Below are 26,759 nucleotides of genomic sequence, written 5' to 3' on the forward strand. Positions count from 1 at the left end.
ATACTACGCAAACAGCACCAATCCGTTATCTTTCCGGAAAGAAACGTTTCATTTCAACGTGTTATACAAATATGCTAAACCTTTAAATAGAAACGATCCAAAAAGGGGTTGAAATATAAAAATAAATTGTCTATAATGTCAGAGAGGGGATAGAATGAATGCTGAAAGGGTCGAAAAGGCAATCGAGAAAATAAGAGAAGGCCTCAATAAGGAAGGTGGAGACATTGAGGTTATAGAGATAAAGGATACAATTGTATATGTAAGGCTCAAGGGCCAGTGCAGCAGTTGCATAATGGCAGGGTTGACTATGAAAAACTGGGTGGAAAAGACACTGAAGGAAGAGGTTCCTGAAGTCACAGAGGTAAAAGCCCTCTGAATGTTTGAATGGATGCTAAAAAATGTTTAGGCAGCCTTTCAGAACTGGAATATTTACAGGCATTTACTTGCTGTTGACCTGTCTTGTCTCCTTACCCTCAATAGCAAGTGCCGGGGATATTGCCGAAGTCAGTGATATAAGGTACAATGTCAACGGCACGAACACCCGCATTGTTCTTGAATTTAACCGCCTTCCCGCTTATTCAGCTCACCGGCTCAAGGATCCTGACAGGATATATTTTGACCTTAAAAATGTAAAACTCTCACCTCAAACAATACCGCTTAAAAACCTGCAGAAGGGACTCCTGAAAAAAATCCGCATTGCCCAGTACAACAAGGATACGGTCAGGATTGTGCTTGAACTCAAGAAATTGAACGACTACAGGACCTTCACCCTTGAATCTCCGCCAAGGCTGGTTATTGATATCGGACAGGAGAGGAGCCCTTTTTACAGGGAAAAAAAGATAGTGGTGATAGACGCCGGGCATGGCGGTCACGACCCGGGGGCAACAGGTCCAAAAGGTTTGAAGGAAAAAGATGTAACCCTGGACACAGCCCGCAAACTCAAGAAGATACTTCAGGAGCGTTATAACCTTGAGGTCTACCTTACAAGGAACAGGGACGTATATATAGGGCTTGGGGAACGGACTGCTGTGGCTAACAAAAAGAAGGCAGACCTCTTTGTCTCCATCCATACCAATGCAAGTCTTAAAAGACGGGCAGGCGGGGTTGAGACCTATCTCCTGAACTGGACCAACGATACCGAGGCAATGAGGGTAGCTGCAAGGGAAAACGCCATCTCTCTGGAGAAGATGAAGAGGGCCAAAAGTGAACTGGGAACAATCCTTGCCTCCCTGGAAAGAGAGACCAAACGGGATGAATCACTGAGGCTGGCCCATTTTGTTCAGGACTCCCTGTTTAAAAGACTCACCAGGGGTTATCGCGGCATTGGAAACCTGGGGGTTAAACAGGCCCTCTTTTACGTGCTGGTGGATGCAGAGATGCCGTCTGTGCTTGTTGAGGTTGCATTCATAAGTAATCCCCGTGAAGAGCGTCTGCTTGGAAACGGGAAGTTCAGGAAGACCGCTGCCGAGGCAATTGCATCAGGAGTCTACAGATACATCCTCTCTCTCCCGGATGCACCAAAACTTGCAATGAAATAAGGCAATCTGCCACAATTGTAACTGATATTTCACTGCAGAACCCGCAAAGATACAAAGCAAACATTTCCGGGGGGTATGGCCACTTTGAGTGCATCAGCAAAGATATTACTGTATATCGCTTTCTCCATGTCTCTCTTTCTTGTGGAGGGCACTGCAACGGCCTTATGCCTGCTCTCATTGAGTCTTGTTATCCTCCTCTTTCCCGGCATGAGAGGAGGGATTGTACCGATAACCATCTTCCTGCTTACCACTTTTCTGGGCAATCTTTTCTTCTACCCAGGCAGGGTTTTAATGGAAATAGGGCCTTTAGACATAACGGCAGAGTCTTTAAGGATTGCACTGGTAAGGGCAGCAAGGGTTTCAGGTCTTATTGCAGGGGCTAAACTTCTGACATTAAAAACACCGATTGAAGAAATCCTCGGAGTCCTGAAGAGGTTTTTTATGCCCCTTGAACGGATACGGGTACCGGTAAACGAGTTTTTTGAAACAGCATCATTAACCCTGAGACTGCTTCCCGGTATCCGGGATAGAGCACTTGAGAGTTACAGGGAAGGCATGAACAATTCAACAAAAAATGGCTCTGTCCACAGAATCAGGCTTGTCGTAGCCTTAATGCTGCCCCTCATGATCAAAACAATACAGTCTCCTGCAGAACTTCTGCCCGATAAAGAAGAAACGCTGGACCCGGAGTTAAATGCGGTTAAGGGGGTCAGCCATGGGAACAAATAGGTTTTATGTCTTTACACTTATAACCCTGACATCTTTTCTCGGATACCTATGCTACCTGATCCTGAAGCCATTTCTGTCCTCTATTGCCTGGGCCATTGTGTTGAGTATCGTATTTTATCCTGTTTATGCATACCTGTGCAGACTTGTAAAATGGAAGGTACTTGCCTCAGTCATAACCATCTCAATCACCGTTATTATCATTCTGGGTCCCTTCTCATATCTGACAATAGCCCTTGCCAACGAATTAAGCAACTTTGCAGATTATATTAATAAAGAAGGAATCGGCAAGGTACAGGACTGGATAAACAGTCCACAGGCACTCTGGATACAGGAGAGGATAAAATCAACCCTTAACCTGGAAAAGATCGACCTTGCAGCCATTATCTCGGAAAATATCTCCAGGATGGGCAAGAACATCCTGGGGAATGTCACAAAGGGAGTCGCCAATATTGCCTCCGTCTTTATGAATTTCTTCTTAATGCTCTTTGCAATGTTCTTCATGCTTAGAGATGCCCCGGACTTTATAAAAAAATTCCACGACTACATGCCTTTTTCCGAACCGCAGAGGGACAGGCTTGAATCACAGATGAAAGATATGGTCATATCAACCATATATGGTGGAGTGGCTGTGGCCGTTGCCCAGGGGACCGTCGGCGGCATAACCTTCCTTATCCTGGGCATGAACTCCCCGATACTCCTGGGAACCGCTATCGGGCTTATGTCCTTTATACCCGGGGTCGGGACATTCTCCGTCTGGGGACCTGTGGTAATTTATTTCCTTATAAAAAAGGCATTTATAAAGGCCATTATTCTTTTATTTGTAGGCACCTTTATAATAAGCACCATTGATAATATATTGAAACCGATAATAATAAGCGGCAGGACAAGGATGCCGACACTGGTCATCTTCTTCAGCGTAATCGGCGGACTTAAGGTCTTCGGGCTGATAGGACTTGTGCTGGGGCCCCTGGTTATGGCAATGTTTATATCCGTATTTGAAATATTCAGAAATCTTGAAGGAGGTGTAAATGCTGAATCGTGAAGAGTTAAAGGATCTGTCGGAAATTCAGGGTAACGAAAACCATTATGTCAGTCTGTATCTGAATGTAAATCCCATCACAAACCCGAAGGGTGAATATGTCCTGCACCTCAAGAATATGATCAGGGAGGTCTCCGAAAATACCGAAAAGGGGATATACAGAAAGATAAAGACAGACCTTGAAAAGATCAGCGCCTATGTAACTTCCAACAAGCGGGAGTTCAGAAAGGGATTGGTGCTGCTGAGCTCTGAGGAGACGGGTTTCTGGAGGGAATACAATCTCCCGATCCCGGTTAAAAATCTTCTCATTGTCGACAATACACCTTACATAAAACCACTGCTTGATATTGTCGACAACAACCCCAGATACCTCATCCTGCTTGTTGAGAAGGATGAGGCAAGAATCTTTGTTGTCCACCTTGGCGAGATAGTGGAGTACGGAGAGATTAAGACCGAAGACGTGCCGGGAAAACATAAAAAAGGCGGCTGGTTTGCACTTGCCGAGCCCCACTATCAGCGTCACATAGATTATCATGTGGGGCTGCACCTTAAAGAAGTTATAAAAAAACTTGAATCATTTCTATCAGCAGAACGGATCGACCTGATTTTTATCGGAGGTTCGGAAGAAGCAGTTACCATGTTTAAGGATATGCTACCGGAAACTGTAAGGAACAGGATCAAGGGGCAGTTTACGGTTGAGATGTTTTTAAAGCCTGACGAGGTTCTGAAACGTGCAGAACCACTCCTTTCAGTCTATGAAGCCGCAAAGGAGAAAAAGATTGTGGATGAGCTGATAACACGTACCTTGAAGGGTAACCAGGCAGTGCTTGGCCTTGCAGATGTCATCGGCGCAGTAATGGAAGGCAGGGTCCATAAACTCGTATTTGTAAAGGACTATACAGATTCGGGCTTCAAGTGCGTAAACTGCGGCCTGCTCTCTGTCCAGAATATTTCCAAATGCCCGTACTGTGGCAGTGAAATGGAACCTATCGAATATATGGTTGAACTCGTTGTACAGAGGGCTGTTGAGCAGGGGGCAACGGTTGAGGTCCTGGCATATGAAACAGCCTCAATCAAAGAAAAAGGTAATATAGGGGCTATACTGCGATTTTAAACCTGCAGTAAAAACGGCAGTGTGTGCAGCCTGGCATAAAGAACTTTATAATTGTCTATCTACCCCTCCCTGCAAAGGGAGGGGTAAGGCTTATTAACACTTATGGCATACCGATTCCGTCGATTATGGAGTTACACTCAGGGCATTGACCATTTTTCATCGTTATTGCATTAAGTGAAAACCCGAACCGCTCTATAAGGAGCTTTCCACAGGAGGGGCAATATGTGCTCTCCCCTCCCTCTCCCGGCACATTCCCCTCATAGACGTATTTAAGCCCTGCCTCAAGCCCTATCTCCCTTGCCCTTCTCAATATACTCATGGGGGTCCTCGGCTGGTCAAGCAGTTTGTACGTCGGATAAAACTGGGTTACGTGCCAGGGAATAGCAGGGTCTACAGACCTTATAAAATCCGCCACCCATCTCAGAAACACTTCAGAATCGTTATATGCGGGGATAATAAGGGTTGTGACCTCAAGCCAGACTCCCAGTTCTTTCATGAGCTTTATGGTATCAAGGACGGGCTGCAGCCTTGCACCAACTACCTTTTTATAGAAATCGTCATCTCCCTTCAGATCGATATTATTTGCATCAAGATAAGGGGCAAACTCCCTTGCGGCCTCAGGGCTGGTATAGCCATTGCTAACAAAGACATTCTTTATGCCCCGCTCATGTGCAAGACGTGCACAATCATAGGCAAACTCCAGAAATATGGTCGGCTCTGTGTAAGTATAGGATATGCTCCTGCAGCCAGTCCTCTCAGCCTCATTCACCACATCCTCAGGCGTCATATCTTCACCCGCTATATCTGAATGGAGCTTCGGGTACTGTGATATCTCGTAGTTCTGACAATGAAGGCACCTGAAATTACACCCCACGGTAGCTATGGAATATGACCTTGAACCCGGATGGAAGTGAAAGAACGGTTTTTTCTCTATTGGATCTATATGCCGGGCAATTATCTTTCCATAAACGAGGCTGAAAAGGGTACCATCCCTGTTTTCCCTGACCGCACAGCGGCCGCGTTTACCGGGCTTAATTACACAGTAATGACAGCAGAGATGACATTTAACCTTTCCCTCATCCAGCCTTTCATAAAACATCGCCTCTTTCATAAAATAATGATACCACTTTATACGTCCTTCTGCAAGGGCCCTTTTGTCTATTCTCTTTTACAAATCAGCCTGCATAGGTTATTCTATAGCCATGGATGAAAAATGGGTCACATTACGCATTACATACGACCCGCTTGAAGCAGAGATGATCAAGGGTCTGCTTGAAAGCGGCGGTATATCCGTTGTCCTGAGGTCAGCAAAGGTCAGCCCCTACCCTGTAAATGTAGGACGAATGGGGGAGGTCACGATTCTGGTAAAGGAAGAGGATCAGGAGGCGGCGGAAAAGGCTCTAAACGAGGAATCTTATGAATAAAATACCATGGCTGAAATAAAACTGGAGAATGTAAATAAGGCATTTAAGGATACCGTTGTAATCAGGGATATGTATCTCACCATCGCCGAGGGAGAGTTTTTCACTTTTTTAGGGCCAAGCGGGTGCGGAAAATCAACGATACTCAATATGATTACAGGGCTTGAACCGGTAACCTCCGGCAGTATATATTTTGATAATACCCTCGTAAATGACCTTTCCCCCAAAGACAGGGATGTGGCAATGGTCTTTCAGAGCTATGCCCTCTATCCGCATATGACGGTATACGAAAACATTGCATTTCCGCTTAAAATGAAAAAAACAGATAAGAAGACAATCCGGAAAGAGGTAAAAAAGGTGGCCTCTATCCTCGGGCTTGAGGAGCTGCTGCACAGAAAGCCAAAAGAACTCTCAGGCGGCCAGAGGCAGAGGGTGGCCCTTGGAAGGGCGATTATAAGAAAGCCAAAGGTCTTTTTAATGGATGAACCCCTCTCAAACCTTGATGCAAGGCTGAGGATTGAGATGAGGGCAGAGCTCAAGAGGCTCCACCGGGAACTCAAGACAACGATAGTATATGTCACTCACGACCAGGCAGAGGCCATGGGTCTTTCCGAAAGGATAGCGGTCCTGCACATGGGAGAGATTCAGCAGTGTGCAACACCATTAGAGATATATACAAGACCGGCCAACACCTTTGTTGCCGGATTTATAGGAAGCCCGTCAATGAATTTCTTTGAGGCTGAGGTGCTCTCAAAAAAACCGCTGAGGGCGGGCTGTAACAACAGGGTTTTCGAACCTGAAGTCAGGACAATACCTGAGGCTGATACCATTTTACTCGGCATAAGGCCTGAGGATATAACTGTTTCTACTGAAGAGAAAACAGATACAGAGGCAATTGTCGAGCTTGTTGAACTTGAGAGTTCAATCGTCTGGATTGATATGAGATGGAAAGAGACAAGGCTGAAAGGAAAGGCATCAATTGATGAAAAAATCCCGGCAGGTGAAAGGGTTTATATAAAAATGCCTGTTGAAAAGATTCACGTCTTTGACATGGAGACAGGCAGGAGACTATAAGCCTGTTACCCCCCTCAATATTCTCCGCAATGACTGCAGCTCCGTAATCCCACCCTGTATGACTCTCCCTCCCTGTTAACCCATCTTACAACGCCATATTTTGGAACTTCAGGAGCTGAGCTTTTTATCCTGATCATATTTCCCTGCATTAAAGGATAATCTGTTATAAGCCCAACCCCCCCAGCAGATACATCTCTTACAATACCCGTAAGCTGTATGTTCTTTACAGCTGACTGTTTCTTCACGGTTATAGAGTATTCAACAGTAAGCTTCAGAGATACCCTGTCATGTCTTCGCTTGGTCAAAACATTCCCCCCAGCAGAAAAATACGAGTTGATACTAAATTACGATGGATTGTTAAAACCCTTGGAACCGATGGTTTTAACCAATAGTTTTAGCTGTAATATCGGTTGAGCTAATTGGAACATTAATTTACATTATAGCAGTAACTGAACAAAATATACAATGATTCTTCTGAAAAGGACAGGACGCGCCCTGTTTCCAGGACGTTACATCTCAGGCCAGCACTGAAAGAATCTCCTTTAAACTCTTCACCAACTCCGCTTTTGAACACCATGGTCCCTTTATAGAAAAACCTTCCTCATGAAGGTGCAATCTTCCCCTGCAGGCATTCTCGCAGCTCAGTATATCTTCAACCTTAACCGGTGTTTCGGGAGAGAACCGGACCTTTGCAGTCCCATCCGTAGAACTCACAGAGACAATTTTCAATCCCCTTGCCAGGACCTTAAGTTTTATCAGGTCAACCAGGGCAACTGCAGGCTCAGGAAGTACTCCAAACCGGTCCGTCATCTCTTCGCCGAGTGTATTGACTTCCTCATCTGAATGACAGATGCTGAGTCTTCGGTACATACTGAGTCTCAGACTTATATCTTTAATGTATTCCTCGGGAATGTAGGCACTCATGCCAAGGTCTATCGAAGGCTCAAACTCCTCCTCCACAGGCATGCCTTTAAGGGCTGCCACCTCCTGCTGAAGCATCTCCATGTACATCTCAAATCCCACGGCATGGATATGTCCTGACTGATCAGCGCCGAGGAGATTTCCCGCACCCCTTATTTCAAGGTCCTTCATGGCAAGCCTGAGCCCTGCTCCCAGATAGCTCAGTTCCTCTATTGCCTCAATTCTCCTCCTGGCATCTTCAGTGAGCCTGTCAGGCGGGGGCAGGAGGAAATATGCATAGGCCCTCTGATTACCCCTACCTACCCTGCCCTTCAGCTGGTAGAGGTCTGCAAGACCCATTCTGTCCGCCCTGTTGATGATTATCGTATTCGCCGACGGTATATCAATACCCGAACCGATTATGGCCGTTGCCAGCAAAAGGTCTATAGCCCCATCCATGAACCTTAGCATCACATCCTCCAGCTCCCGCCCGGCCATCTGTCCATGAGCAATGGCAAGCCTTGCCTGAGGAACAAGTCTTAAAAGATATTCTCCCATCCCGTAAATGTCCTTCACCCTGTTATGTACAAAAAAGACCTGCCCGCCTCTGTCAAGCTCACTCAGCACCGCCTTTTTTATCACGGATTCATTGAATGTGCTAATCATACTCTTAATCGCAAGTCTCTCCTCAGGAGGGGTCTCAATCATGCTCATCTCCCTGATACCTGAAAGTGACATCTCAAGGGTCCTTGGAATCGGGGTTGCACTCATTGAGAGACAATCAACACCTTTTTTCAGTTCCTTTATCCTCTCCTTATGGGTTACACCAAAGCGATGCTCCTCATCTATTATCAGGAGTCCGGGGTCATAGAACTGAACCTTTTTGCTCAAGAGCCCATGTGTGCCAATAATAATATCAATATCCCCGCGGCTCAAGGCCGCAAGGGTCTTCTTTGTCCCAGAGGCAGATTTAAAACGGCTCAGGAAATCAATCTTTAACGGGAATGCCGAGAACCTTGCCTGGAAATTCCTGAAATGCTGCTCACAGAGAATAGTGGTCGGGACAAGTACTGCAACCTGTTTTCCATCATAAACCGTCTTAAACGCTGCCCGCATTGCCATCTCTGTCTTACCATAGCCCACATCACCACACAGCAACCTGTCCATGGGCCGCGGGGATTCCATATCTCTCTTTATCTCTTCCCATGCCCTGATCTGATCCGCAGTCTCCTCAAAGGGGAAAAAGGCATCAAACTCCCTGTGGAGTTCCGTATCAGGGCTGAAGGAGTAGCCCTCGACTACCTCTCTCTGTGCATAAATGGATATGAGTTTACCGGCAAGCTCACGGACCTTTTTCCTCGCCCTCTCCTTTTTCTTCTTCCAGCGCCCCCCTCCAAGTCTGTCAAGATTGGGGATAACCCCTTCGGCAGCCCTGTACTTCTGAACAAGGCCGATATTCTGCAGGGGCAGATATAGCCTTGCACTATCTGCATACTCTATGACCATGGCCTCTCCCTTGTATGCAGAGGCATGAAGGGGTTCAAGTCCTGAAAACCTCCCCATACCGTGCTCACGGTGAACAACATAATCACCGGCCTTAAGGTCCTCTATAGTTTCAAGCAGTTTTTTAACTCTGGAAGCCTTGTGGGGTTTTAAGAGTGGTCTCCTTCCAAATATCTCTTTCTCTGTAAGGATTATCAGTCCTGGAATATGGAGTCCCCCGGAAAGCACACCAACAGTAATTGAATGCTTCCCGCTATAGCTTCCAATCTCCTCCACGGAAACCATCGGAGCAACCACTCCCCCATCCCCAAGCACCTCATTTATCCTCTTTGCCTGAGATTCAGAGGAGAGCACAAAGACAACCTTCTCCTCCAACCTCTTCAACATTCCGGCAAGCCCGTAGATATCCTTTCTCTCATTATGAAGGAGGCCAAGGCCGGAAAGAGAACTTGTCGATGCCTCTGTCTCACCCTCCATAGGCAGTGAATGGAGGGCAATAAAAGAGGGGTCAGGTCTCAACATTTGACACTTCTCCAAACTTGTGTTGAATGTTGAGACCTGACCCCTTACAGTCTCTGAAAAATAGCAAAAGGTCTCTCCATCAAAGGAGGAAATAAACGGACTCTCTTGTTTTTCAATTGCGGGCATAACTTCGGCCTCGTTAAGTTGGCTGTCGGAGCGCTGGGTATCGATCTCAAAGGTCTTTATATCATCCAGTTCATCTCCGAAGAATTCCAGCCTGATTGGTCTGTCCATATTTGATGGATAAAGATCGAAAACCCACCCCTTCTCACTGAACTCACCTTTTTCGGAAACAAGAGGCACCTGCCTGTAGCCAATTGATTGAAGCCTTTCAGCAAGCCCTTCCCTGCTGATTGTCATCCCTTTTTCAAGCTTTAAGATGGAGAGGGATAAGTCCTCAGGCCTCCACGTAGGAGAAAGGAATGCATCCATTGAACCAATAAACATCCTTCCCTTCTTAAGTCCCAGGATATTTCTAAGCCGTATACCTGTGGAATCGATATCTCCCTGCTCAGGCAGAAACACGGGGGTATCAGATGTGTCAGAACCATCAAGGATGTTTTGATAGAAAAACACGTCATCTCTCAGTGTCCCTGCCTCATTCTCTGTACCGGCAAACAAAATATGGTTGCAGTTCCTGTTTTGAAGGGCCATGAGGGCAACAAAAAGTGCCTTGGTTGAGTCCCTGAGATTGAAAACCTTAAAGGCAGGGGCAGATTGTGCTTCAGCCGTTTGCGGCAAAGCTTTAACAATATCTTTGAAGGAAGCAAGCAGAAGCGACTTCATGAAGCTTGACAGAACCTCTCAATAATCCGCTCAATTATACCCGTTGAGGAGATACCCTGTCTGTAAGGAAGGCTATGAACCTCTTTGACAAGGTCTGCACCAACAATATCCTCTACCTCCCAGTCCCCCCCCTTAACAAGCACATCGGGCATAATTAACTTTATAACCTCATACGGTGTATCCTCGGCAAATATGGTAACGTAACTCACCATCTCGAGGGCTGAGAGGACCTCGACCCGCTGCTCCTGAGGGACTATGGGCCTTTTGGTTTTTAATCTCCGGACGGAAGCATCAGAGTTCACACCGACTACAAGTACATCGCCCAGGGCTTTGGCCTCCCCAAGGTACTGAATATGGCCTGCATGGATCAGGTCAAAACAGCCATTTGTAAAGACAATCCTCTTGCCCTCTGACCGCAGCCTCTCCATCTCTTTTCCGACTTCACCTCTCTGGAGGACCTTTCTATTTTTCATCTATACGTAAAAGCCTCTCTTTTGCCCTTTCAAGTATCTCCCTGTCGCCTTTATATTTTACCATTTTCAATGCGTCGTCAAGAGGAAACCATGAAGCCTCATCAACCTCCCGGTCATGGTTATCCGTACTCCCGCCCATATACTCAATAAGATAATAATAGACTGTTTTATGATACTTTGTATTCTCATCCTTCAGGAAATACCAGTATGAGACAGTATCAAGGCTATCCACTATGCGTCCCCTCAGGCCTGTCTCTTCCTGCACCTCTCTCAGGGCAGTCACCTCCGGCTGTTCTCCCTTTTCAACCAGTCCTTTTGGAAGTGTCCATACCGAACCGTCCTTTACTGAAACAAGAACAACCTTTATTCCATCGCTGTCCCTTCTGAAAACAACCCCGCCGGCAGATACCTGTTTCTTTAGTAAGGCTGGCCTCATCTAAATGTTCCGGCAATCACAGGGTTGTTACGACCTTCTCACTGCCAAAACCTGAAGGACGGATTCAGGAAGTTTTATTGGCTTCATCTGCTCTGACACAGAGGCAAGTTTCACAAGACCGGAGACAAGCAGCTCACCTGTCTGCTTTCTCATTACCTGATGTGAAAATGTAATACTGGCCGCCCCCTTATCCGCTATATCAGTCTCGATCATTAGAATATCGCCGTATCTCCCCGGCTGACGGTAATGTGCCGAGGCATCAACAACAACAAAACAAATTCCCTTCTCCATCAGCTCCTTTAGAGAGACCCCTCTCTGCTCCAGGTATTCAGTCCTTGCACGTTCAAAGTATCTGAGGTAATTGGCATAATAAACTACCCCGCCACAATCCGTATCCTCATAATATACTTTAATCTCTATCCGGTCTTCTGTCACGGGGTACTGCTTCCCGTAAAGATTCTGACAAAGTCATTATAGAGTGCGAATGCCATAAGAAGCAGTAGAAGCGCAAGGCCTATCTTTTGAGTAACAGCAATTGTCCTTTCACTGAGGGGTTTTCCCTTAATCCCCTCTATCACAAACATGACGATGTGACCTCCATCAAGGATCGGAACCGGCAGGAGATTAAGGACACCAAGGTTTACACTCAACAATGCCATAAACATGAAATAGGTCAGGAGGCCTGCAGAGGCTGCCTTCCCCGATTCCTGCAAAATAGTCACAGGACCGCTTATGTTCTTTAGAGACACCTGTCTCGTTATCAACATTTTGATGGAGTCTACAACAAAAAATCCCATCTTATAAGTGGCTGTCACGCCCTTGACCGGAGCTTCAAGAACTGAATCACTCTGAATGGACTCAAAAAAACCTCCTCCGAGTTTTTTGACCCCGATTCTTCCTATAACTACCTTTTTCCCGCCAGGGTCTACTTCTTCAACAGACTGAGGAACAATTTTAAGGTCTAACAGTTTCCCATCCCTTTTTACAACAAAATCAAGTTTCTTCCCCGGGTTCTTGACAACAATATTCACCATATCAAACCAGGTATCAATCCTCTTGCTATCAATCTTCACTATTACATCCCCGGCTTTCAGGCCTGCCTCAGAAGCCGGATAACCCTCCTGCACCTCATCTATAACAGGCAGGATGTTGCTCAGTACAGGGACATTAACAGGAAGTCCTGTTGAAAGCACCGCGGTGAAGATTATATAGGTCAGGAATATATTAAACACAGGTCCGGCAAGAACGATCAGGATTCTTTTTGTAACACTTTGCTGATTAAAAGCCCTCGCCTTATCAGCCTCGTCAAGTTCCTCACCTGCTTCCTCGCCGAGCATCTTTACATAACCGCCGAGGGGAACGGCAGAGAGCATGTACTCTGTCTCACCTATCTGTTTGCCTATCACTTTTGGTCCAAAACCAAGTGAAAACTTCAGGACCTTTACACCTGAAAACTTGGCCACAAGAAAATGGCCGAGTTCATGCACAAAAATAAGAATTCCCAAAAGTATTATTGCTGATAGAATATTAGACCTCCTTTTATACGCTAATTGTTTAAGGAAACAAACAGAGACTGTTTATAAATTACGGTCATTTGTCATTCCGCAATCCTGAACGCATTCGGGAGTCGGGAATCCTTAGACTTGAAGCGTGATTCCTGACAAGACAAAATAACGGAAAAGACGACAAAGGTCCGAGTTTATCAACAGACACAAACTAATTCCCTGAACTTTCTTCTTGCCCATTCATCAGCCAACATAACTGTCTCTATATCCTTAAGCGATACCGGCTCGTGGGCATTGAGCACTTTTTCTATTATAACAGGTATCTGGTGGAAAGTTATACGACCTTCCATGAACGCCTCCACTGCCATTTCATTTGCTGCATTAAGAACCGCAGTGGTTGTACCTCCTGCATTCAAGGCCTCATAAGCATATCTGAGACAGGGAAATCTCTCAATGTCAGGTCTCTCAAAGGTAAGCGCCCCCAATTCATAGAGATGACAGGGTGCCAGAACCCCCTCAAGCCTCTCCGGATAAGAAAGGGCATAAGCGATCGGACCCTTCATATCAGGATGTGACATATGAGCAATAAGCGCTCCATCCAGAAACTCCACAAGTGAGTGCACAATGCTCTGAGGATGTATAATTACATCAATGTCATGTGAAGCAAAACCAAAGAGATAATGGGCCTCTATTACCTCAAGCCCCTTATTCATCAAAGTTGCAGAATCAATGGTAATCTTCTTTCCCATCTGCCAGGTGGGGTGATTAAGGGCTTCTTCGGGTTTTATCTCCCTGAGATCATCAGCCTTTCTTCCATGAAAGGGTCCACCGGAGGCCGTCAGAATCAGCCTCCTGATATCCGAACTGTTATACCCGTGCATGCATTGAAATATGGCACTATGTTCACTGTCAACCGGAATAAGCCTGGCCCCGTATTTTGCTACGGCCTCATTGACAAGTGGCCCGGCCATTACAAGGGTCTCCTTGTTGGCAAGGCCAACGGTCTTTCCCTCCATAATGGCTGATAATGTGGGTAACAGTCCTGCAGAACCCGAGATGGCTGAAAGCACAAAATCCGCCCCCGGATAAGCAGCAACTTCCTGTATCCCCTCGGGACCGGACAAAACCTCTCTAAATCCCGTATTTTCCCTTAGCCTGCCTGCCTCGGCATCATCCGCCACTGCCGCAACAAGAGGCCTGAATTCTTCGATCTGTCTTTGAAAGAGCTCAATATTGCGTCCTGCTGTAAGACCGACCACCCTGAACCTGTCCGGATATCTCCTTATAACCTCAAGGGTTGCAGTACCGATTGAACCTGTTGAACCAAGAATTGTTATATTTTTCATCTACCGGCTTTCAAGAATTAAAAGAGTAAGGAGTCATGGATTGATGGAGTATTGGGTCATGCATCACTCCATCAATCCATGACTCCGACACTCCGGTTTTAAATATCTTCTTATGAAACTACATATTTAACAACTAAATAAACCAGTGGGGTTACAAACAGCATCCCGTCTATCTTGTCAAGCACCCCACCATGTCCAGGAATTAAGGAGCTTGAATCCTTCACACCTGAATCACGCTTGAACATCGACTCCGTAAGGTCTCCAAGGACGGCAATACACCCTATGAGAAACCCTACTGCCAACACCTGATAGATAGTTATGCTGTCTATCAAGAGTATCTTTATCAGAACCCCTGCCAACACCCCTCCGGCCATTGAACCAACAGCGCCTTCAATAGTCTTCTTCGGACTTATAGATGGATAGAGTTTTCTCTTGCCAAAGTTTTTACCGATATAATAAGCAAAACTATCCGACGCCCATACTGTTGCGCCAATAAATATAATCCATTCAGGGCCTGCATCCCTCAGGGCAATCTGCAGACTGAGGATCAGGGGAATATAAGAAAACCCCACGACCACGGGTGCTATATCAGAAAGCGCCTGTTCCGGCCCAGCTTCCCTGTCAAATAGTCTGAAGAGGACCAGGACCAGGAAAGAAACTATCAACAGTAATCGAACCTCACCCCACCCGGTATAAACAGAATACAAAAAGAGTAGCCCCGCAAATATCCCCAAAAAGCTGAGCGATTTCTTTACTCTGTACATTGAATAAAACTCCAACTGTGCACCTGCTGAGATAAAGAACAGAAGACCAAGAAAAAAAACAGATGGCAGTTTCATTATATAAAGATATATTAAAGGCAGCAGAGCTAAGGCAACGATCTCTCTTTTTTTATTCATTATGATTCTGAAGGGGACATAATTCCCCCAAATCTCCTTTCTCTACGCTGATAATCCTGCATGGCACAAAGAAACTCCTCCCTGGTGAAATCAGGCCAGAGTGTCTCTGTAAAATATAATTCAGCGTAAGCGCCCTGCCACAGGAGAAAATTGCTGAGCCTTTTTTCTCCACTCGTTCTTATGATCAAATCAACTGCCGGCAACTCCGAGGTGTCAAGTAACGTCTCAAATTTTTCCTCGGTTATCTCCTCAGGCCTTACCCCCCCGGAAATAGCCTTTTTTACGGCCCTCAGTATTTCATCCCTTCCGCCATAGCTTAACGCAATAACAAGTGTCAAGCCTTTATTTGCAAATGTTCTTTCCTCTATCTCTGTAATGATTGCCTGTATCACGGCGGGCAGTTTTTCCCTGTCACCAATAACTCTGAATCTGATACCCTCCATTATTAAATCCTTCAACTCCTTGGTCAGATACAGCTGCAGCAACTCCATAAGTGTAGTCACCTCATCATCAGGTCTCTGCCAGTTCTCCAGAGAGAAAGCATAAAGGGTGAGCACATCTATCCCTACTTCCTGAGCAGCCTTGATTAACTCCTTTGTCCGCTCAGCCCCCTTTCTATGACCCTCCACTCTGGGCAGACCTCTCAACTGTGCCCACCTTCCGTTACCATCCATTATCACGCCTACATGTCCTGGGATATTTGTCTGCACAATCTACCTTCCCCTTATTGAATATATCTGAAGAATTGTCACCATCGGGTTTTTTCCTCTTAATATATTTCCGGCCTTTATCCCCAGCAGAGGTTTGCTCAAAACCGCCACCTTATCATCAAAAATTGAGTAGTCAAGTACTTTACCACTTATCTTGTCAACGAGTGTCGATCCATCCACAGTAGTACCGGAATATCTGTATCCACGCAACTGGGAGCTCTTATACCCCAGGGCCCTTCCTATCAGTGGATTTCGTTTTATCACTACAGCCTCGTTATTTCTTTTCACCATCCTGTCATTTAGATGCCAGACAACCCCGTCGGCATCTGTTAAAGGAGGCTCTGTTGTAAATTCTCTTACAAAACCTCCCATACTCTCAACACTACGCCAGACGGCATTGCCATTGCTATCTATCAGCTTAAGATGATTGTTATCATCCATTAACAGATAGACAGTCCTTCCTTCTTCATTCCTGAGTGTAACAAAATCGTAAATATTAAAACCTTCCAACCCCCTGTAAGCACCCTCCATCCTGAAACCATCCTGATGATTTATCAGGATTATGGGACCTGAATAACCTTCGGAGTTCGAATATTTCTGGTATAGAATTTTTCCATCCATTACCCTGATAAAGCCATCTGTTTTCCAAAGGGTTTCAAGTTTTTGATCATTCAGCTTATATATATAGGAGTTAACTGCTTCATGACCGGAAGATACCACGCTCAGGAAAATCTCGTCTTTTCCGTCTGTATCAATATCAAACACCTGCATCCGGATAACCGTCCCGGATGGATTCATTTTCAATCGATAGAGGACCTCCAGTTCGATGTCATAGTTGTAAACATATATTATTCCATCACCTGTGCTCACCACCAGATCAATCCTTCCGTCGCCATCAATGTCTCCGGCACTTATGATATCCGCTCCGTTGGGAAGGTCGTAACTTAAAAGCGGGGCATTCTGAACATCTGTAAGAAGCTCTGATCCAAACCTCAACTCACTAAAAAAAGCAGCGGGTATATATAGGGAGTCTTCCGAGAGAATCGCACCATCCGGCCATAACAGGGTTTGCTTCAGATTGATCTTCTCACCTGTGTTCGCGGAACCCAGGATGAGCACAAGGTCTGTCTTTTCTGAAGCAGCAACTTTGAGGAGTTTTTCGGCATCTAACTGTCCAACAGGAGCATCAACGATCTCGAACCTGCCGGTTGTCTTCAATCCCTTGTAGTATGCGTCACCAAGGTAATAATCAACAGATTCTTCCTGATAAAAAAGTAACTTCTTTTTTGAGGCCGATATTCTTGCAATGTCACCACTCTTTGCCTCTCCCTCTATTATTTTACAAGAGGCAACTGCTCCTTCCACCTGAAGGACCTCTATTGCCCCCACAGCTTCTTCAGCCCTCCCGATAGGCTCCTGAGTCACAGGATGATAAAAAAACCCTCCTCTTCTGAGCACCTTTAAGCGCATCCCTTCAGATAAACCGTCCTTGGTTCCCAGGCCAATCCTGACCACCCCGTCATCCACAGAGACAACCTCCCCTGACATGGGCTTAACAAACGAGACCGTCCTCTCTATAAGTGGAGTCAGGGGGGAATCTTCAGCATAGGCATTAAAAGAAACTGCCAATACAAAGAAGAAGCAACAGACAACATACATAATCGATGCTGTGCGTCCTGCATCAGTTATGCTTAAATTATCTATCCTTATATTAAATCTATCGATAGATATATACTTCCCCATCACCTCTCCATAGTTTTCTTGTTATTTTATTATTGAAGGATATATCCAATACATAAAACCCAGAGATTAAAGATATTAGACAATTGAATTATGAAATTGCATCACATGACACGATTATGCAGCAACTCAAAAATAAAGAACCTGTATCAATTAAAACCGGACATTTTCTGCCATAGTCGGCATCCAGCCAGATTTCTACACCGGATTAACTGAATGCTATTATAGCACACTTGACTAATATTGAGAGTATTTGTTAATCTTTATGCCAACAGCATTGGCTTAATATTGAGAAATGCAAGGAGCACAATATGCCTGAGAAAAAGAAACAAAACAAAAAAAATAAATCCGGTGCAACCACAACAGCAAAGAAAAAGAAATGCAAAAAGGCATCAACCGACAAGGAAGTCTCTGAAAGGCAAAGAAGGATTCTTGAGATAAAAAAGACATTGGTTCAACAAAAGGAGCTGTTGCTGCAGGAAGCGGGTTCTGCACTGAATGCACTCCCTGATGAGAATGCATTTCCTGATATGGGTGATCAGGCCACAGCAGAGATTGACAGAAATTTCATGCTCCGCCTCCGCGGACGTGAACAGAGGTTACTGAAAAAGATCGAGCTTGCCCTCGAAAGGATTGACAATGGCACCTACGGCGTCTGTGACATCTGCGGCTGCGAGATCGGGATAAGAAGGCTTGAGGTTCGGCCTGTAACAACAATGTGTATAGAATGCAAAACCGAACAGGAAGAAGAAGAGAAGGTTATAGAGCCCTGATTTTTAAATAAGCAAAGTTTCCTTCCTTAATAGTTCTATCTATTACTTACTATCCTAATGGTTTGGAGACTACTTACCTTTTACATATGTTACAAGAGACCTTATCTGAGACTCGGTCAGTGGACCACCAGCCTTCCAGGAAAATCCAGGCATCATTGTATCAGGAACCCCTTTTTCAATAGCTGCCAAAAGCCTCTTCTCCGGTAATTTCTTGAGTAAAGCAAGTGATGGAGCACTCTTACCTCGCATATGACACATTATACAGTCTGCCCTGAAAAGGTTTGCACCCAGTTGCCCTCTTCCTCTGTCAACATGGCACTTTCTGCAGGGAGAACGGAATATCTCCTTTATATCAAGGTTCTTTCCGTGAAAAGAGTCGATCACCTTTGCCTTCAGATTGAGTATAACAAGTGGCTTTACGGGATCATTCGTCCTGACCTGTACGGTCCTGGATATAAACCCCTTTTTCCTGTCAGTCCTTATGGTTACCTTTATCTCTCCCTGTTCACCAGGAGCGAGGCGGTCTGAACTGACCACCGTTGCAGTACACCCTCACGACGCTGTTACTTTCTCTATTACCAGTATATCCGTCCCGTCATTACTAAAGACAAAGGCATGCTCAAGAAGATCGCCCTGGCTCACATCTCCAAAGTCAAAGGTCTTGTCCTCAAACAATATGGAAGGCTCGGCAAAAACGCCCTGAACTGCTGAAAGCAAAGGGAAAAAAAGGATCAGGGAAACAAGAAAATATTTCATATATTAATCTTACTATAAAAAGACTGCTTTTTGCCATAGAATGCACTGGCCGCAAACAGAGAAAATCTGTAAGCGGTTCTTGACAAAAACAGCATATGATTGTAATATTAAATATGGAAAAAGATGATGATGTTGTAAATATCATTTCCAGGAAATTCTCTGACTTCTCCACCAAAATAGAACATCAAGGCAAACCATTTTATGTTATTACAGATTTACACGGAAGTGAACCTGTTACCATAAAAACCTCCATATATCTGGAAGGAGCCCACATAGAAACCTTAAAAATTACCACATCCGTAAAGGAAAAAAGTGAATTGTCTAATCTTATTGATAGTCAGCACCGCAGGGCAATAAAAAAGGTAACGGAAGAGGAAACAGCCAATAAGACACGAATAGCATATTTCAGGGAAATCAAACGGTTTGTTAAGAAGGGAGAGCTTTCCCGTGCAATGGATGCAACCAGGAAGGCCATTACAGAATTTCCCGAAGATCCCCTTTTGATCTCCTACCATGGATATCTGACTTCAACTGTTGATAATGACTACAATAAGGGTCTGGAAATCTGCAAGAAAGCGCTAAAAAGAGTGAAGGAATACGAAGACTCTGATACGGACTTTCCTTATCCTCTCTTTTATTTAAACCTTGGCAGGACATATGGCATGTCAAACCTGAAAAAAGATGCCATAGAAGCATTTCAGAAGGGCCTGTCCCATGATCCCAAAAACAAGGAACTTGCCTCCGAACTACAGTTTCTCGGAATGAGAAAGAAACCCATCTTCCCTACTCTTCCAAGGAGCAATCCCCTGAATAAATATCCGGGAATTATTCTCACAAAGCTGAAAATCAGGTAGCACCGAATAAAATCCTTGATAAAATACCTGCAATAATTTTAACTTAATCCTGTTATGTTAACACTTGCTATTGATACTTCCACTCCTGTAGGGGGGATTTCTCTCTTTGACGGTGACTCTGGTCTCAGGGGGGAGATACGTCTTGGAATAAAACGGACTCACTCCGAGCAGATCATGAAGAGCACTGACTTCCTGCTTAAACATTGCAGTACCGGATTCAATGAGATAGATTTTTATACAATCGCCATCGGGCCTGGCTCTTTCACAGGTCTGAGGGTTGGCCTCAGCACCGTCAAGGGCCTCTCATTTGCAACCAACAAACCCATTGTAGCCGTATCCACTCTTGAGGCCTTTACCGCCTCGTTTCCCTTTACAAAAAAATTGATCTGTCCCTTGCTTGATGCAAGGAGAAAGGAAGTCTACGGGGGACTGTTCAGATGGACCGAAACAGGGCTCTGGAAACTTGTACCCGAGGCTGCGCTTGACATAAAATCCATTTTAACCCTCATAAATGAAGAGACCGTCTTTACTGGGAGTGGCGCCGCACTTTATAAAGATGCTATTCTAAGTACCCTTGGAGAGAGGGCCCATTTCCCGGGGGAAAACCTTATGCACCCACTGCCGTCAGCCCTCTGTATTATCGGTCTGCAGAAGGCCGGGAAAGGAGAGTTCTCAGACCCTGTAAAACTGACTCCCACATACCTGAGGAAATCCGAGGTGGAAATTAAGATAAAGACCTGACTTCAGCCGCAGATAAACGCAGATATGCGCTGATTTTAGAAAATTATTTTATCCTGGTATCTTACAAGTAATCTGCAGTAATCTGCGGCTAAATTTTTTAATTAAACTCTGAAAAAAAGGAGAAGATAGATGAAGATAGGTATTATTGGACTTGCAAACTCGGGTAAGACTACGATCTTTAATGCACTTACCGGACAGAATATCCCCACCACGGTTTACCCGACTACAGAGGCACAACCCAATGTCGGTGTTGTGAAGGTGCCTGATGAGCGGGTGGAGAGACTAACAGAAATATACCAGCCAAAAAAGGTCACCCTTGCAACTGTTGAATACATAGATTACTTAGGAATAACAAAGGGATACCCTCAGCAGAACCGCAAGGTGCTGGACATGATAAAGGATGTGGATGCCGTGGTACACGTCATAAGGGCCTTTGAAGACGAATCAATAATCCATCCCACGGGAAATGTCGCCCCTTTGAGGGACGCCGAAACAGTTGAACTCGAACTGATATTTTCGGACCTCGAACTGGTGGAAAAACGGCTTGAGCGGATGGAGGAAGGTGCAAGAAAGGGAAAGAAGCAGGATGAAAATGAACGGGCCGTGCTCCTTAGATGCAAGGAAGTGCTTGAAGAAGAGATTCCCCTGAGGAGAGTTGCTTTTAACGAGGATGAACTCCTCTCTTTGAGGCACCTCCAGTTTATCTCCATAAAACCGGAAGTTATGCTTCTGAACCTGCATGAGGATGACATTGGCTCTGAAAAAGGCTCTGCCCTGGTGGAGCAGCTCCGGAAAAGGTTTGAGCTCCCTGTGGTAGCACTTTCAGGCAAAATAGAGATGGAGATAGCCCAGTTAGGTCAGGATGAGGCAAAAGAGTTCCTGAAAGACCTTGGAATAGAGGAACCCGCAATGGCCCGGCTTATCCGCATCTGTTATGACCACCTCGGCCTGATCTCATTTCATACTGTCGGCAAGGATGAGGTGAGGGCCTGGACAATCAAAAAAGGCACCACAGCCCAGAAGGCGGCAGGCAAAATCCATACTGATATTGAAAGGGGATTTATCAGGGCCGAAGTCATCTCTTTTAACGATTTCATCCAGTCAGGCTCAATGGCAGCTGCCAGAGAGAAGGGACTTGTAAGACTTGAAGGAAAGACCTATGAGGTCCAGGATGGGGATATTATTAATTTCAGGTTTAATGTATAAATGCACTCATCACCTCCTCCATTATCCTTTCAGGAAAGGCCTTGTATTTAGGTGACAGGTGCATGGGGATAACCTCTCTTACGCCTGCCCGGCTTGCTATCTCACCTGCCATCCGTGCAGTCAGATGGTTTCTCTGAAATGCCCGGTCTCTGTCCTCGTCCAGGAAATAGGCCTCAATATACAGGGTATGTGAGCCCTTGGCAAGCTCCACCACCCTCTCAATATTCTCCGCTGATGGCGAGATATCCATAACATAGGAGACCTTCTGCCCATCAGTGATCCTCACAATATCGCCAAGTTCATTCATTGAATATTTACGGCCTTCAATAACCGCAGAAAACCCTTTCTTCCCTTCCCTTATTGCAGCCTTGAAGTCGGAAAGCCACGGGCCAACCGGAAGCCCCCTTTCCAGGAGCACCGCCTTATCAATGTTTATGTGGACACTCTCCTCAATGCAGAAGCCAAGAACGGCAATGTCATGCCTGAGACAGATGGCTTTTACTGAAAAGAGCGGGTCGTTCAGTATGGTTTCAGAGCTTTCCGTAGTGCCTCTATCAAGTCTCTGAAAGCCACTTCTTGCGGAAAACTCTGTTACAGTAACCGAAGAGTCCGACACTTCATGGACAGAGAGACTGGCCGGATACTCTTCTATAAGGTTCCAGGTATAGCCCCTCAATTTACCCTCCACACACTCTGTTATTCCCTCCGGACCATACACCCTGAGGGGTCTCTCTCTCCTGAGTATTACCCTCAGTATCCGGTCAAACCCGGTAAAATGGTCGATATGGGTATGTGTCACAAAGACGTCTGTTATCTTGTGTATCTCCCCGGCTGACAGACGGCCTATATCTCCTGCATCAAACAATAATGCCCTCTTTTCCCTCAGTAGCCTGAGGTACACAACAGGGTCTTCAAAAGGGCCGTTAACCGTCCTGTGATGAAAGGTGGGCTTCATATGTATAATATAACTGATTCGTTCAACTTCAATCCCGTAAGCTCCAGCCCCATATATTGTCTTTATACAACCATTAGAGTTAAAATAATCAGATAAACCAAAAGATTTGCCGGAGACAAGATCATGAATGAAGGATATGAGAGGGAAATGTTTAATTTTAACAGGATAAAGAGGCTGCCTCCCTATGTCTTTGCCATTGTTAATGCCCTCAAGCATGAAGCAAGGTTACAGGGAGACGATATTATAGACCTTGGTATGGGAAATCCCGACCTGCCGGCTCCAAAACATATAGTTGACAAACTCTGTGAGGCATCAAGGAATCCCAAGAACCACAGGTATTCTGCATCAAAGGGGATAACCCAGCTGAGAATGGCAATATGTGAGTGGTACAAGAGGAGATTTGATGTAGATCTTGACCCTGAATCAGAGGCAGTCGTGACTATCGGGTCCAAGGAAGGCCTGAGCCACCTGGCCCTTGCCATAGTAGAGCCCGGGGATGTAGCACTCACACCAACCCCTGCCTATCCGATCCATCCATACAGTGTAATAATTGCAGGAGGAGAGGTAAGGAGTGTACCTATAGGGCCGGGAATAAATTTTCTTGAGGAACTTGAAAAGGCCTACAAGAATACGTGGCCAAGACCAAAACTCCTTATAATCAACTTCCCTCACAATCCGACCACAGAGGTGGTTGACATTGAATTCTTCAAATCCGTTGTTGATTTTGCAAAAGAGAACAAACTCATAGTGATCCATGACTTTGCCTATGCCGACCTTATCTTTGATAATTATAAGGCTTCAAGCTTTCTTCAGGTCCCCGGGGCCAGGGATGTTGGTGTCGAGTTTTTCTCCCTCACAAAGAGTTATTCCATGGCTGGCTGGAGGGTTGGTTTCTGTGTCGGCAACCGCAAACTTGTAGGCGCACTCATAAAGATGAAGAGCTACCTTGACTACGGGATGTTTCAACCTATTCAGATAGCAAGTATCGTTGCTCTGCGTGGCCCCCAGGACTGCGTGGAGGAGATAAGAAAGACCTATGAGAAGAGGAGAAACACTCTCTGCAGGGGACTGAACCGGATGGGCTGGGAAGTAAAGCCCCCGAAGGCCACAATGTTTGTCTGGACAAAGATACCGGAACCCTACGTCAAGATGGGCTCCCTTGAATTTTCAAAATTCGTACTTAAAGAGGCAAAGGTGGCCGTATCACCCGGCATAGGTTTTGGAGAGGGCGGGGATGAATACGTAAGGTTTGCCCTTGTTGAGAATGAACACCGTATAAGACAGGCTGTTAAAGGGATCAGGAGGTTATTCAAATAATGATAAATGTCGGGATTATCGGTTTTGGGACTGTGGGAACAGGCACAGCAAAAATACTGCTTGAAAACAAGGATGTCATAGAAGAGAAGACGGGCCTGCAGATAAACCTTCAGAGCATTGCCGACCTCGATATCAAAAGGGACCGGGGCGTAAAAATACCTGAAGGAATACTTACTCGTGAAATCTCCGATGTCATTGACAACCCTGATATCCATGTTGTGGTGGAACTTATCGGAGGAATTCAGCCTGCAAAGGATTTTATCCTCCGGGCATTGCGCAACGGCAAACACGTGGTGACTGCCAACAAGGCCCTCCTTGCTACAGAGGGGAGAGAAATATTTGAAGAGGCTGAAAAGAACTCTGTATCCGTAGGTCTTGAGGCGGCGGTTGCAGGCGGTATACCAATCATAAAGGTTCTTAAAGAAAGTCTTGTGGCCAACAGGATTCTTTCAATTTACGGCATCATAAACGGCACTTCCAACTATATACTCACAAAGATGACAGAGGATGGCATTGATTTTTCAGATGCACTCAAAGAGGCCCAGAGTCTGGGTTATGCAGAGACCGATCCAACCCTTGACATTGAAGGATTTGATACAGCTCACAAACTCACGATCATCTCCTCACTGGCCTTTGGCATTCCCCTCTCTTACGAGAAGATTCACATTGAAGGGATTACAAGACTCACGTTACAGGATATAGAGTTTGCCGGAGAATTAGGTTACAAGATAAAGCTTCTTGCGATTACAAAGTCTGTAAACGGAGAGGTTGAGCTCAGGGTGCATCCAACCATGATACCTGAAAAATACCTGATATCCAGGGTTGACGGCGTCCTGAATGCTGTTTACGTTATGGGAGATGCAGTTGGCGAAACCCTTTATTATGGCAGAGGGGCAGGAGATATGCCGACAGGCAGTGCTGTTGTGAGTGACATTGTGGACATAGCACGAGATATTAAGAACAAAGGTGTCTCCTCTCATGGTATTGAGTTTATCGGGAAAAGGAGTGACCTTAAAATAAAGGCTATAGGTGACATAGAATCCATGTACTATTTCAGGTTCACCGCCCTTGACCGTCCTGGTGTCCTCTCCAGGATATCCGGAATCCTCGGGGAGTATAATATAGGCATAGCTGCAGTTATACAGAAGGGCAGACGGGCCGGTGCAGCAGTTCCGCTTGTAGTGCTGACTCATAAGGCAAGGGAGCGTGATGTTCAGAAGGCCCTTCAGGAAATAGACAGGCTCGACGTCGTAGCCGACAGGACAGCCTTTATACGTGTTGAAGGCGAGGAAACAGAGGGATTAAACGATTGACGAAGGACGATTTAATCTGGTAATCTTCAATTCTTGAAGAGGAGGCAATTTATGGAAGAGATTAAGCCGGATAAGACCATTAACATAAAAGGCCTGGTCTGCCCTTATACCTTTGTAAAATCCAAACTCGCTATAGAGGATATGGAGGTTGGAGAGGTGCTTGAAATTATTCTCGACTATCCGGAGGCATCAAGAAGCATACCCAAGTCCATGGAAGACCACGGCCACAAGGTACTGAAGGTTGAAAAGATCAATGACACAGACTGGGTAATTGTTATAAGAAAGGAGAGGGAGTGATGGAACTTAACGACGAGCAGATACATCGTTACAGCAGACATATTATTTTACCTGAGGTTGGAGGCAAGGGACAGAAGAAACTGCTCTCGGCAAGGGTCATCCTGGTTGGCGCCGGGGGGCTCGGGTGTCCGGTGGGTTATTACCTTGCTGCAGCCGGTGTGGGGACTATAGGAATAATAGACAACGACACTATCGAACTGAGCAATCTGCAGCGCCAGATCGCCCACAATACAGAGCGTGTCGGCATGCATAAGACCGACTCGGCAAAGAAGACATTCGAGGCACTTAACCCGGACGTTAATGTGATTGCAATAAAGGAGAGAATTACAAAGGATAATATCCTTGACCTTATAAAGGATTATGATATTGTAGTAGACGGCAGTGACAACTTTCCCACAAGATACCTTGTAAACGACGCCTGTGTCCTCTCCGGCAAACCGTTGGTGAGTGGTGCAATCCTGAGATTTGAAGGCCAGGTAACTACAATCCTGCCTAAAGAGGGACACTGCTACAGGTGTCTGTTTGAGGAGCCACCTCCTCCGGGGCTTGTCCCGTCATGTCAGGAGGCAGGGGTTTTGGGGGCGCTTCCAGGTGTTATAGGCGGATTGCAGGCCATGGAGGTGCTGAAGCTGATACTCGGAAGGGGAGAGCCACTAAAAAACCGGCTACTCATCTACGATGCCTTAAAAACATCCTTCAGAAAGGTCAAGATACCCAAGAATCCTGCATGTCCTGTATGTGGAGAAAACCCTACAATTACAGAGCTTCATGATTATGAGGCTGAATACTGTCAGATGAGGTTTTAAAAAGGT

Annotated in this window: 28 protein-coding genes; 15 read left to right on the forward strand and 13 right to left on the reverse strand. The window is 45.6% G+C overall.

The genetic code is table 11. From position 1 onward, the window contains the following. Positions 1 to 154: 154 nt before the first annotated feature. From VST71_02175 to VST71_02195, 5 genes are all read left to right on the forward strand, one after another. The gene (locus tag VST71_02175) at positions 155 to 376 is read left to right on the forward strand and encodes a NifU family protein (protein MEC4684526.1); all 222 of its coding nucleotides are present in this window, start codon (positions 155 to 157) and stop codon (positions 374 to 376) included. Between the two features lie 22 nt (positions 377 to 398). Continuing rightward, a complete protein-coding gene (locus VST71_02180; protein ID MEC4684527.1) occupies positions 399 to 1,538 on the forward strand; it encodes an N-acetylmuramoyl-L-alanine amidase in 1,140 nt (379 codons plus the stop codon). A 75-nt stretch (positions 1,539 to 1,613) separates the two neighbouring features. Continuing rightward, the gene (locus VST71_02185; GenBank protein ID MEC4684528.1) at positions 1,614 to 2,267 is read left to right on the forward strand and encodes an energy-coupling factor transporter transmembrane component T; all 654 of its coding nucleotides are present in this window, start codon (positions 1,614 to 1,616) and stop codon (positions 2,265 to 2,267) included. Then, entirely contained in the window at positions 2,254 to 3,309 is a 1,056-nt protein-coding gene (locus VST71_02190) for an AI-2E family transporter (GenBank protein MEC4684529.1), read from the forward strand. The genes VST71_02185 and VST71_02190 overlap by 14 nt, the downstream gene beginning before the upstream one ends. Continuing rightward, positions 3,296 to 4,420 (forward strand): hypothetical protein, encoded by a 1,125-nt coding sequence (locus tag VST71_02195; protein ID MEC4684530.1) that lies wholly within the window; start codon positions 3,296 to 3,298, stop codon positions 4,418 to 4,420. The genes VST71_02190 and VST71_02195 overlap by 14 nt, the downstream gene beginning before the upstream one ends. A 100-nt stretch (positions 4,421 to 4,520) precedes the next feature. Here the strand turns inward: VST71_02195 and amrS are convergent, their stop codons facing one another. Continuing rightward, entirely contained in the window at positions 4,521 to 5,531 is a 1,011-nt protein-coding gene (gene amrS, locus VST71_02200; GenBank protein ID MEC4684531.1) for an AmmeMemoRadiSam system radical SAM enzyme, read from the reverse strand. A 91-nt stretch (positions 5,532 to 5,622) separates the two neighbouring features. Between amrS and VST71_02205 the strand changes: the two genes are divergently transcribed. Next, a complete protein-coding gene (locus VST71_02205; protein MEC4684532.1) occupies positions 5,623 to 5,844 on the forward strand; it encodes a DUF2007 domain-containing protein in 222 nt (73 codons plus the stop codon). Positions 5,845 to 5,850: 6 nt separating this feature from the next. Continuing rightward, positions 5,851 to 6,915, forward strand: coding sequence for an ABC transporter ATP-binding protein (locus VST71_02210; protein MEC4684533.1), 1,065 nt, complete (start codon positions 5,851 to 5,853; stop codon positions 6,913 to 6,915). A 14-nt stretch (positions 6,916 to 6,929) separates the two neighbouring features. Here the strand turns inward: VST71_02210 and VST71_02215 are convergent, their stop codons facing one another. From VST71_02215 to VST71_02260, 10 genes are all read right to left on the reverse strand, one after another. Then, entirely contained in the window at positions 6,930 to 7,220 is a 291-nt protein-coding gene (locus tag VST71_02215) for a PilZ domain-containing protein (protein ID MEC4684534.1), read from the reverse strand. A 211-nt stretch (positions 7,221 to 7,431) separates the two neighbouring features. Next, the gene (gene mfd, locus VST71_02220; GenBank protein ID MEC4684535.1) at positions 7,432 to 10,626 is read right to left on the reverse strand and encodes a transcription-repair coupling factor; all 3,195 of its coding nucleotides are present in this window, start codon (positions 10,624 to 10,626) and stop codon (positions 7,432 to 7,434) included. After that, the gene (rfaE2, locus tag VST71_02225) at positions 10,623 to 11,099 is read right to left on the reverse strand and encodes a D-glycero-beta-D-manno-heptose 1-phosphate adenylyltransferase (protein MEC4684536.1); all 477 of its coding nucleotides are present in this window, start codon (positions 11,097 to 11,099) and stop codon (positions 10,623 to 10,625) included. The genes mfd and rfaE2 overlap by 4 nt, the downstream gene beginning before the upstream one ends. Further along, positions 11,089 to 11,535 (reverse strand): NUDIX hydrolase, encoded by a 447-nt coding sequence (locus tag VST71_02230; GenBank protein ID MEC4684537.1) that lies wholly within the window; start codon positions 11,533 to 11,535, stop codon positions 11,089 to 11,091. The genes rfaE2 and VST71_02230 overlap by 11 nt, the downstream gene beginning before the upstream one ends. 27 nt (positions 11,536 to 11,562) lie before the next feature. Next, on the reverse strand, positions 11,563 to 11,970 hold the full coding sequence (locus VST71_02235; GenBank protein ID MEC4684538.1) for a YbgC/FadM family acyl-CoA thioesterase: 408 nt from the start codon (positions 11,968 to 11,970) through the stop codon (positions 11,563 to 11,565). Next, positions 11,967 to 13,040, reverse strand: coding sequence for an RIP metalloprotease RseP (gene rseP, locus VST71_02240; GenBank protein MEC4684539.1), 1,074 nt, complete (start codon positions 13,038 to 13,040; stop codon positions 11,967 to 11,969). The genes VST71_02235 and rseP overlap by 4 nt, the downstream gene beginning before the upstream one ends. Positions 13,041 to 13,237: 197 nt before the next feature. After that, positions 13,238 to 14,386 (reverse strand): 1-deoxy-D-xylulose-5-phosphate reductoisomerase, encoded by a 1,149-nt coding sequence (locus tag VST71_02245; GenBank protein ID MEC4684540.1) that lies wholly within the window; start codon positions 14,384 to 14,386, stop codon positions 13,238 to 13,240. Positions 14,387 to 14,496: 110 nt separating this feature from the next. Then, on the reverse strand, positions 14,497 to 15,285 hold the full coding sequence (locus tag VST71_02250) for a phosphatidate cytidylyltransferase (protein ID MEC4684541.1): 789 nt from the start codon (positions 15,283 to 15,285) through the stop codon (positions 14,497 to 14,499). Continuing rightward, entirely contained in the window at positions 15,285 to 15,998 is a 714-nt protein-coding gene (locus VST71_02255; GenBank protein ID MEC4684542.1) for an isoprenyl transferase, read from the reverse strand. Before VST71_02255 ends, VST71_02250 begins: the two co-directional genes overlap by 1 nt. Further along, positions 15,999 to 17,738 (reverse strand): VCBS repeat-containing protein, encoded by a 1,740-nt coding sequence (locus VST71_02260; protein MEC4684543.1) that lies wholly within the window; start codon positions 17,736 to 17,738, stop codon positions 15,999 to 16,001. A gap of 308 nt (positions 17,739 to 18,046) precedes the next feature. Between VST71_02260 and dksA the strand changes: the two genes are divergently transcribed. Continuing rightward, the gene (gene dksA / locus VST71_02265; protein MEC4684544.1) at positions 18,047 to 18,508 is read left to right on the forward strand and encodes an RNA polymerase-binding protein DksA; all 462 of its coding nucleotides are present in this window, start codon (positions 18,047 to 18,049) and stop codon (positions 18,506 to 18,508) included. Between the two features lie 69 nt (positions 18,509 to 18,577). On the opposite strand, the gene VST71_02270 is transcribed toward dksA, so the two are convergent. Continuing rightward, complete coding sequence (locus VST71_02270; protein ID MEC4684545.1) at positions 18,578 to 19,264, reverse strand: DUF1573 domain-containing protein; 687 nt, start codon at positions 19,262 to 19,264, stop codon at positions 18,578 to 18,580. A gap of 95 nt (positions 19,265 to 19,359) precedes the next feature. On the opposite strand from VST71_02270, the gene VST71_02275 reads away from it, so the two are divergent. The 3 genes from VST71_02275 to ychF all read left to right on the forward strand — a co-directional run bounded on the left by VST71_02275 (position 19,360) and on the right by ychF (position 22,065). Next, the gene (locus VST71_02275; protein MEC4684546.1) at positions 19,360 to 20,118 is read left to right on the forward strand and encodes a hypothetical protein; all 759 of its coding nucleotides are present in this window, start codon (positions 19,360 to 19,362) and stop codon (positions 20,116 to 20,118) included. 54 nt (positions 20,119 to 20,172) lie between these two features. After that, positions 20,173 to 20,859 (forward strand): tRNA (adenosine(37)-N6)-threonylcarbamoyltransferase complex dimerization subunit type 1 TsaB, encoded by a 687-nt coding sequence (gene tsaB, locus VST71_02280; GenBank protein ID MEC4684547.1) that lies wholly within the window; start codon positions 20,173 to 20,175, stop codon positions 20,857 to 20,859. Positions 20,860 to 20,988: 129 nt separating this feature from the next. Continuing rightward, a complete protein-coding gene (gene ychF, locus VST71_02285; GenBank protein MEC4684548.1) occupies positions 20,989 to 22,065 on the forward strand; it encodes a redox-regulated ATPase YchF in 1,077 nt (358 codons plus the stop codon). Here the strand turns inward: ychF and VST71_02290 are convergent. After that, the gene (locus VST71_02290) at positions 22,055 to 23,020 is read right to left on the reverse strand and encodes an MBL fold metallo-hydrolase (protein MEC4684549.1); all 966 of its coding nucleotides are present in this window, start codon (positions 23,018 to 23,020) and stop codon (positions 22,055 to 22,057) included. The genes ychF and VST71_02290 overlap by 11 nt on opposite strands. Positions 23,021 to 23,167: 147 nt before the next feature. On the opposite strand from VST71_02290, the gene alaC reads away from it, so the two are divergent. Genes alaC through moeB form a run of 4 tightly spaced genes read left to right on the forward strand, consistent with a single transcriptional unit; the run spans position 23,168 to position 26,753 of the window. Further along, entirely contained in the window at positions 23,168 to 24,337 is a 1,170-nt protein-coding gene (gene alaC, locus VST71_02295; protein MEC4684550.1) for an alanine transaminase, read from the forward strand. Continuing rightward, the gene (locus VST71_02300; protein MEC4684551.1) at positions 24,337 to 25,650 is read left to right on the forward strand and encodes a homoserine dehydrogenase; all 1,314 of its coding nucleotides are present in this window, start codon (positions 24,337 to 24,339) and stop codon (positions 25,648 to 25,650) included. The genes alaC and VST71_02300 overlap by 1 nt, the downstream gene beginning before the upstream one ends. A gap of 51 nt (positions 25,651 to 25,701) precedes the next feature. Next, positions 25,702 to 25,947, forward strand: a complete 246-nt coding sequence (locus tag VST71_02305) for a sulfurtransferase TusA family protein (GenBank protein MEC4684552.1) — start codon at positions 25,702 to 25,704, stop codon at positions 25,945 to 25,947. Beyond that, complete coding sequence (gene moeB, locus VST71_02310; protein ID MEC4684553.1) at positions 25,947 to 26,753, forward strand: molybdopterin-synthase adenylyltransferase MoeB; 807 nt, start codon at positions 25,947 to 25,949, stop codon at positions 26,751 to 26,753. Before VST71_02305 ends, moeB begins: the two co-directional genes overlap by 1 nt. Positions 26,754 to 26,759: the final 6 nt, after the last annotated feature.

This window comes from Nitrospirota bacterium (genome assembly GCA_035873375.1).
In the GTDB taxonomy this organism is placed as follows: domain Bacteria; phylum Nitrospirota; class Thermodesulfovibrionia; order Thermodesulfovibrionales; family JdFR-85; genus BMS3Bbin07.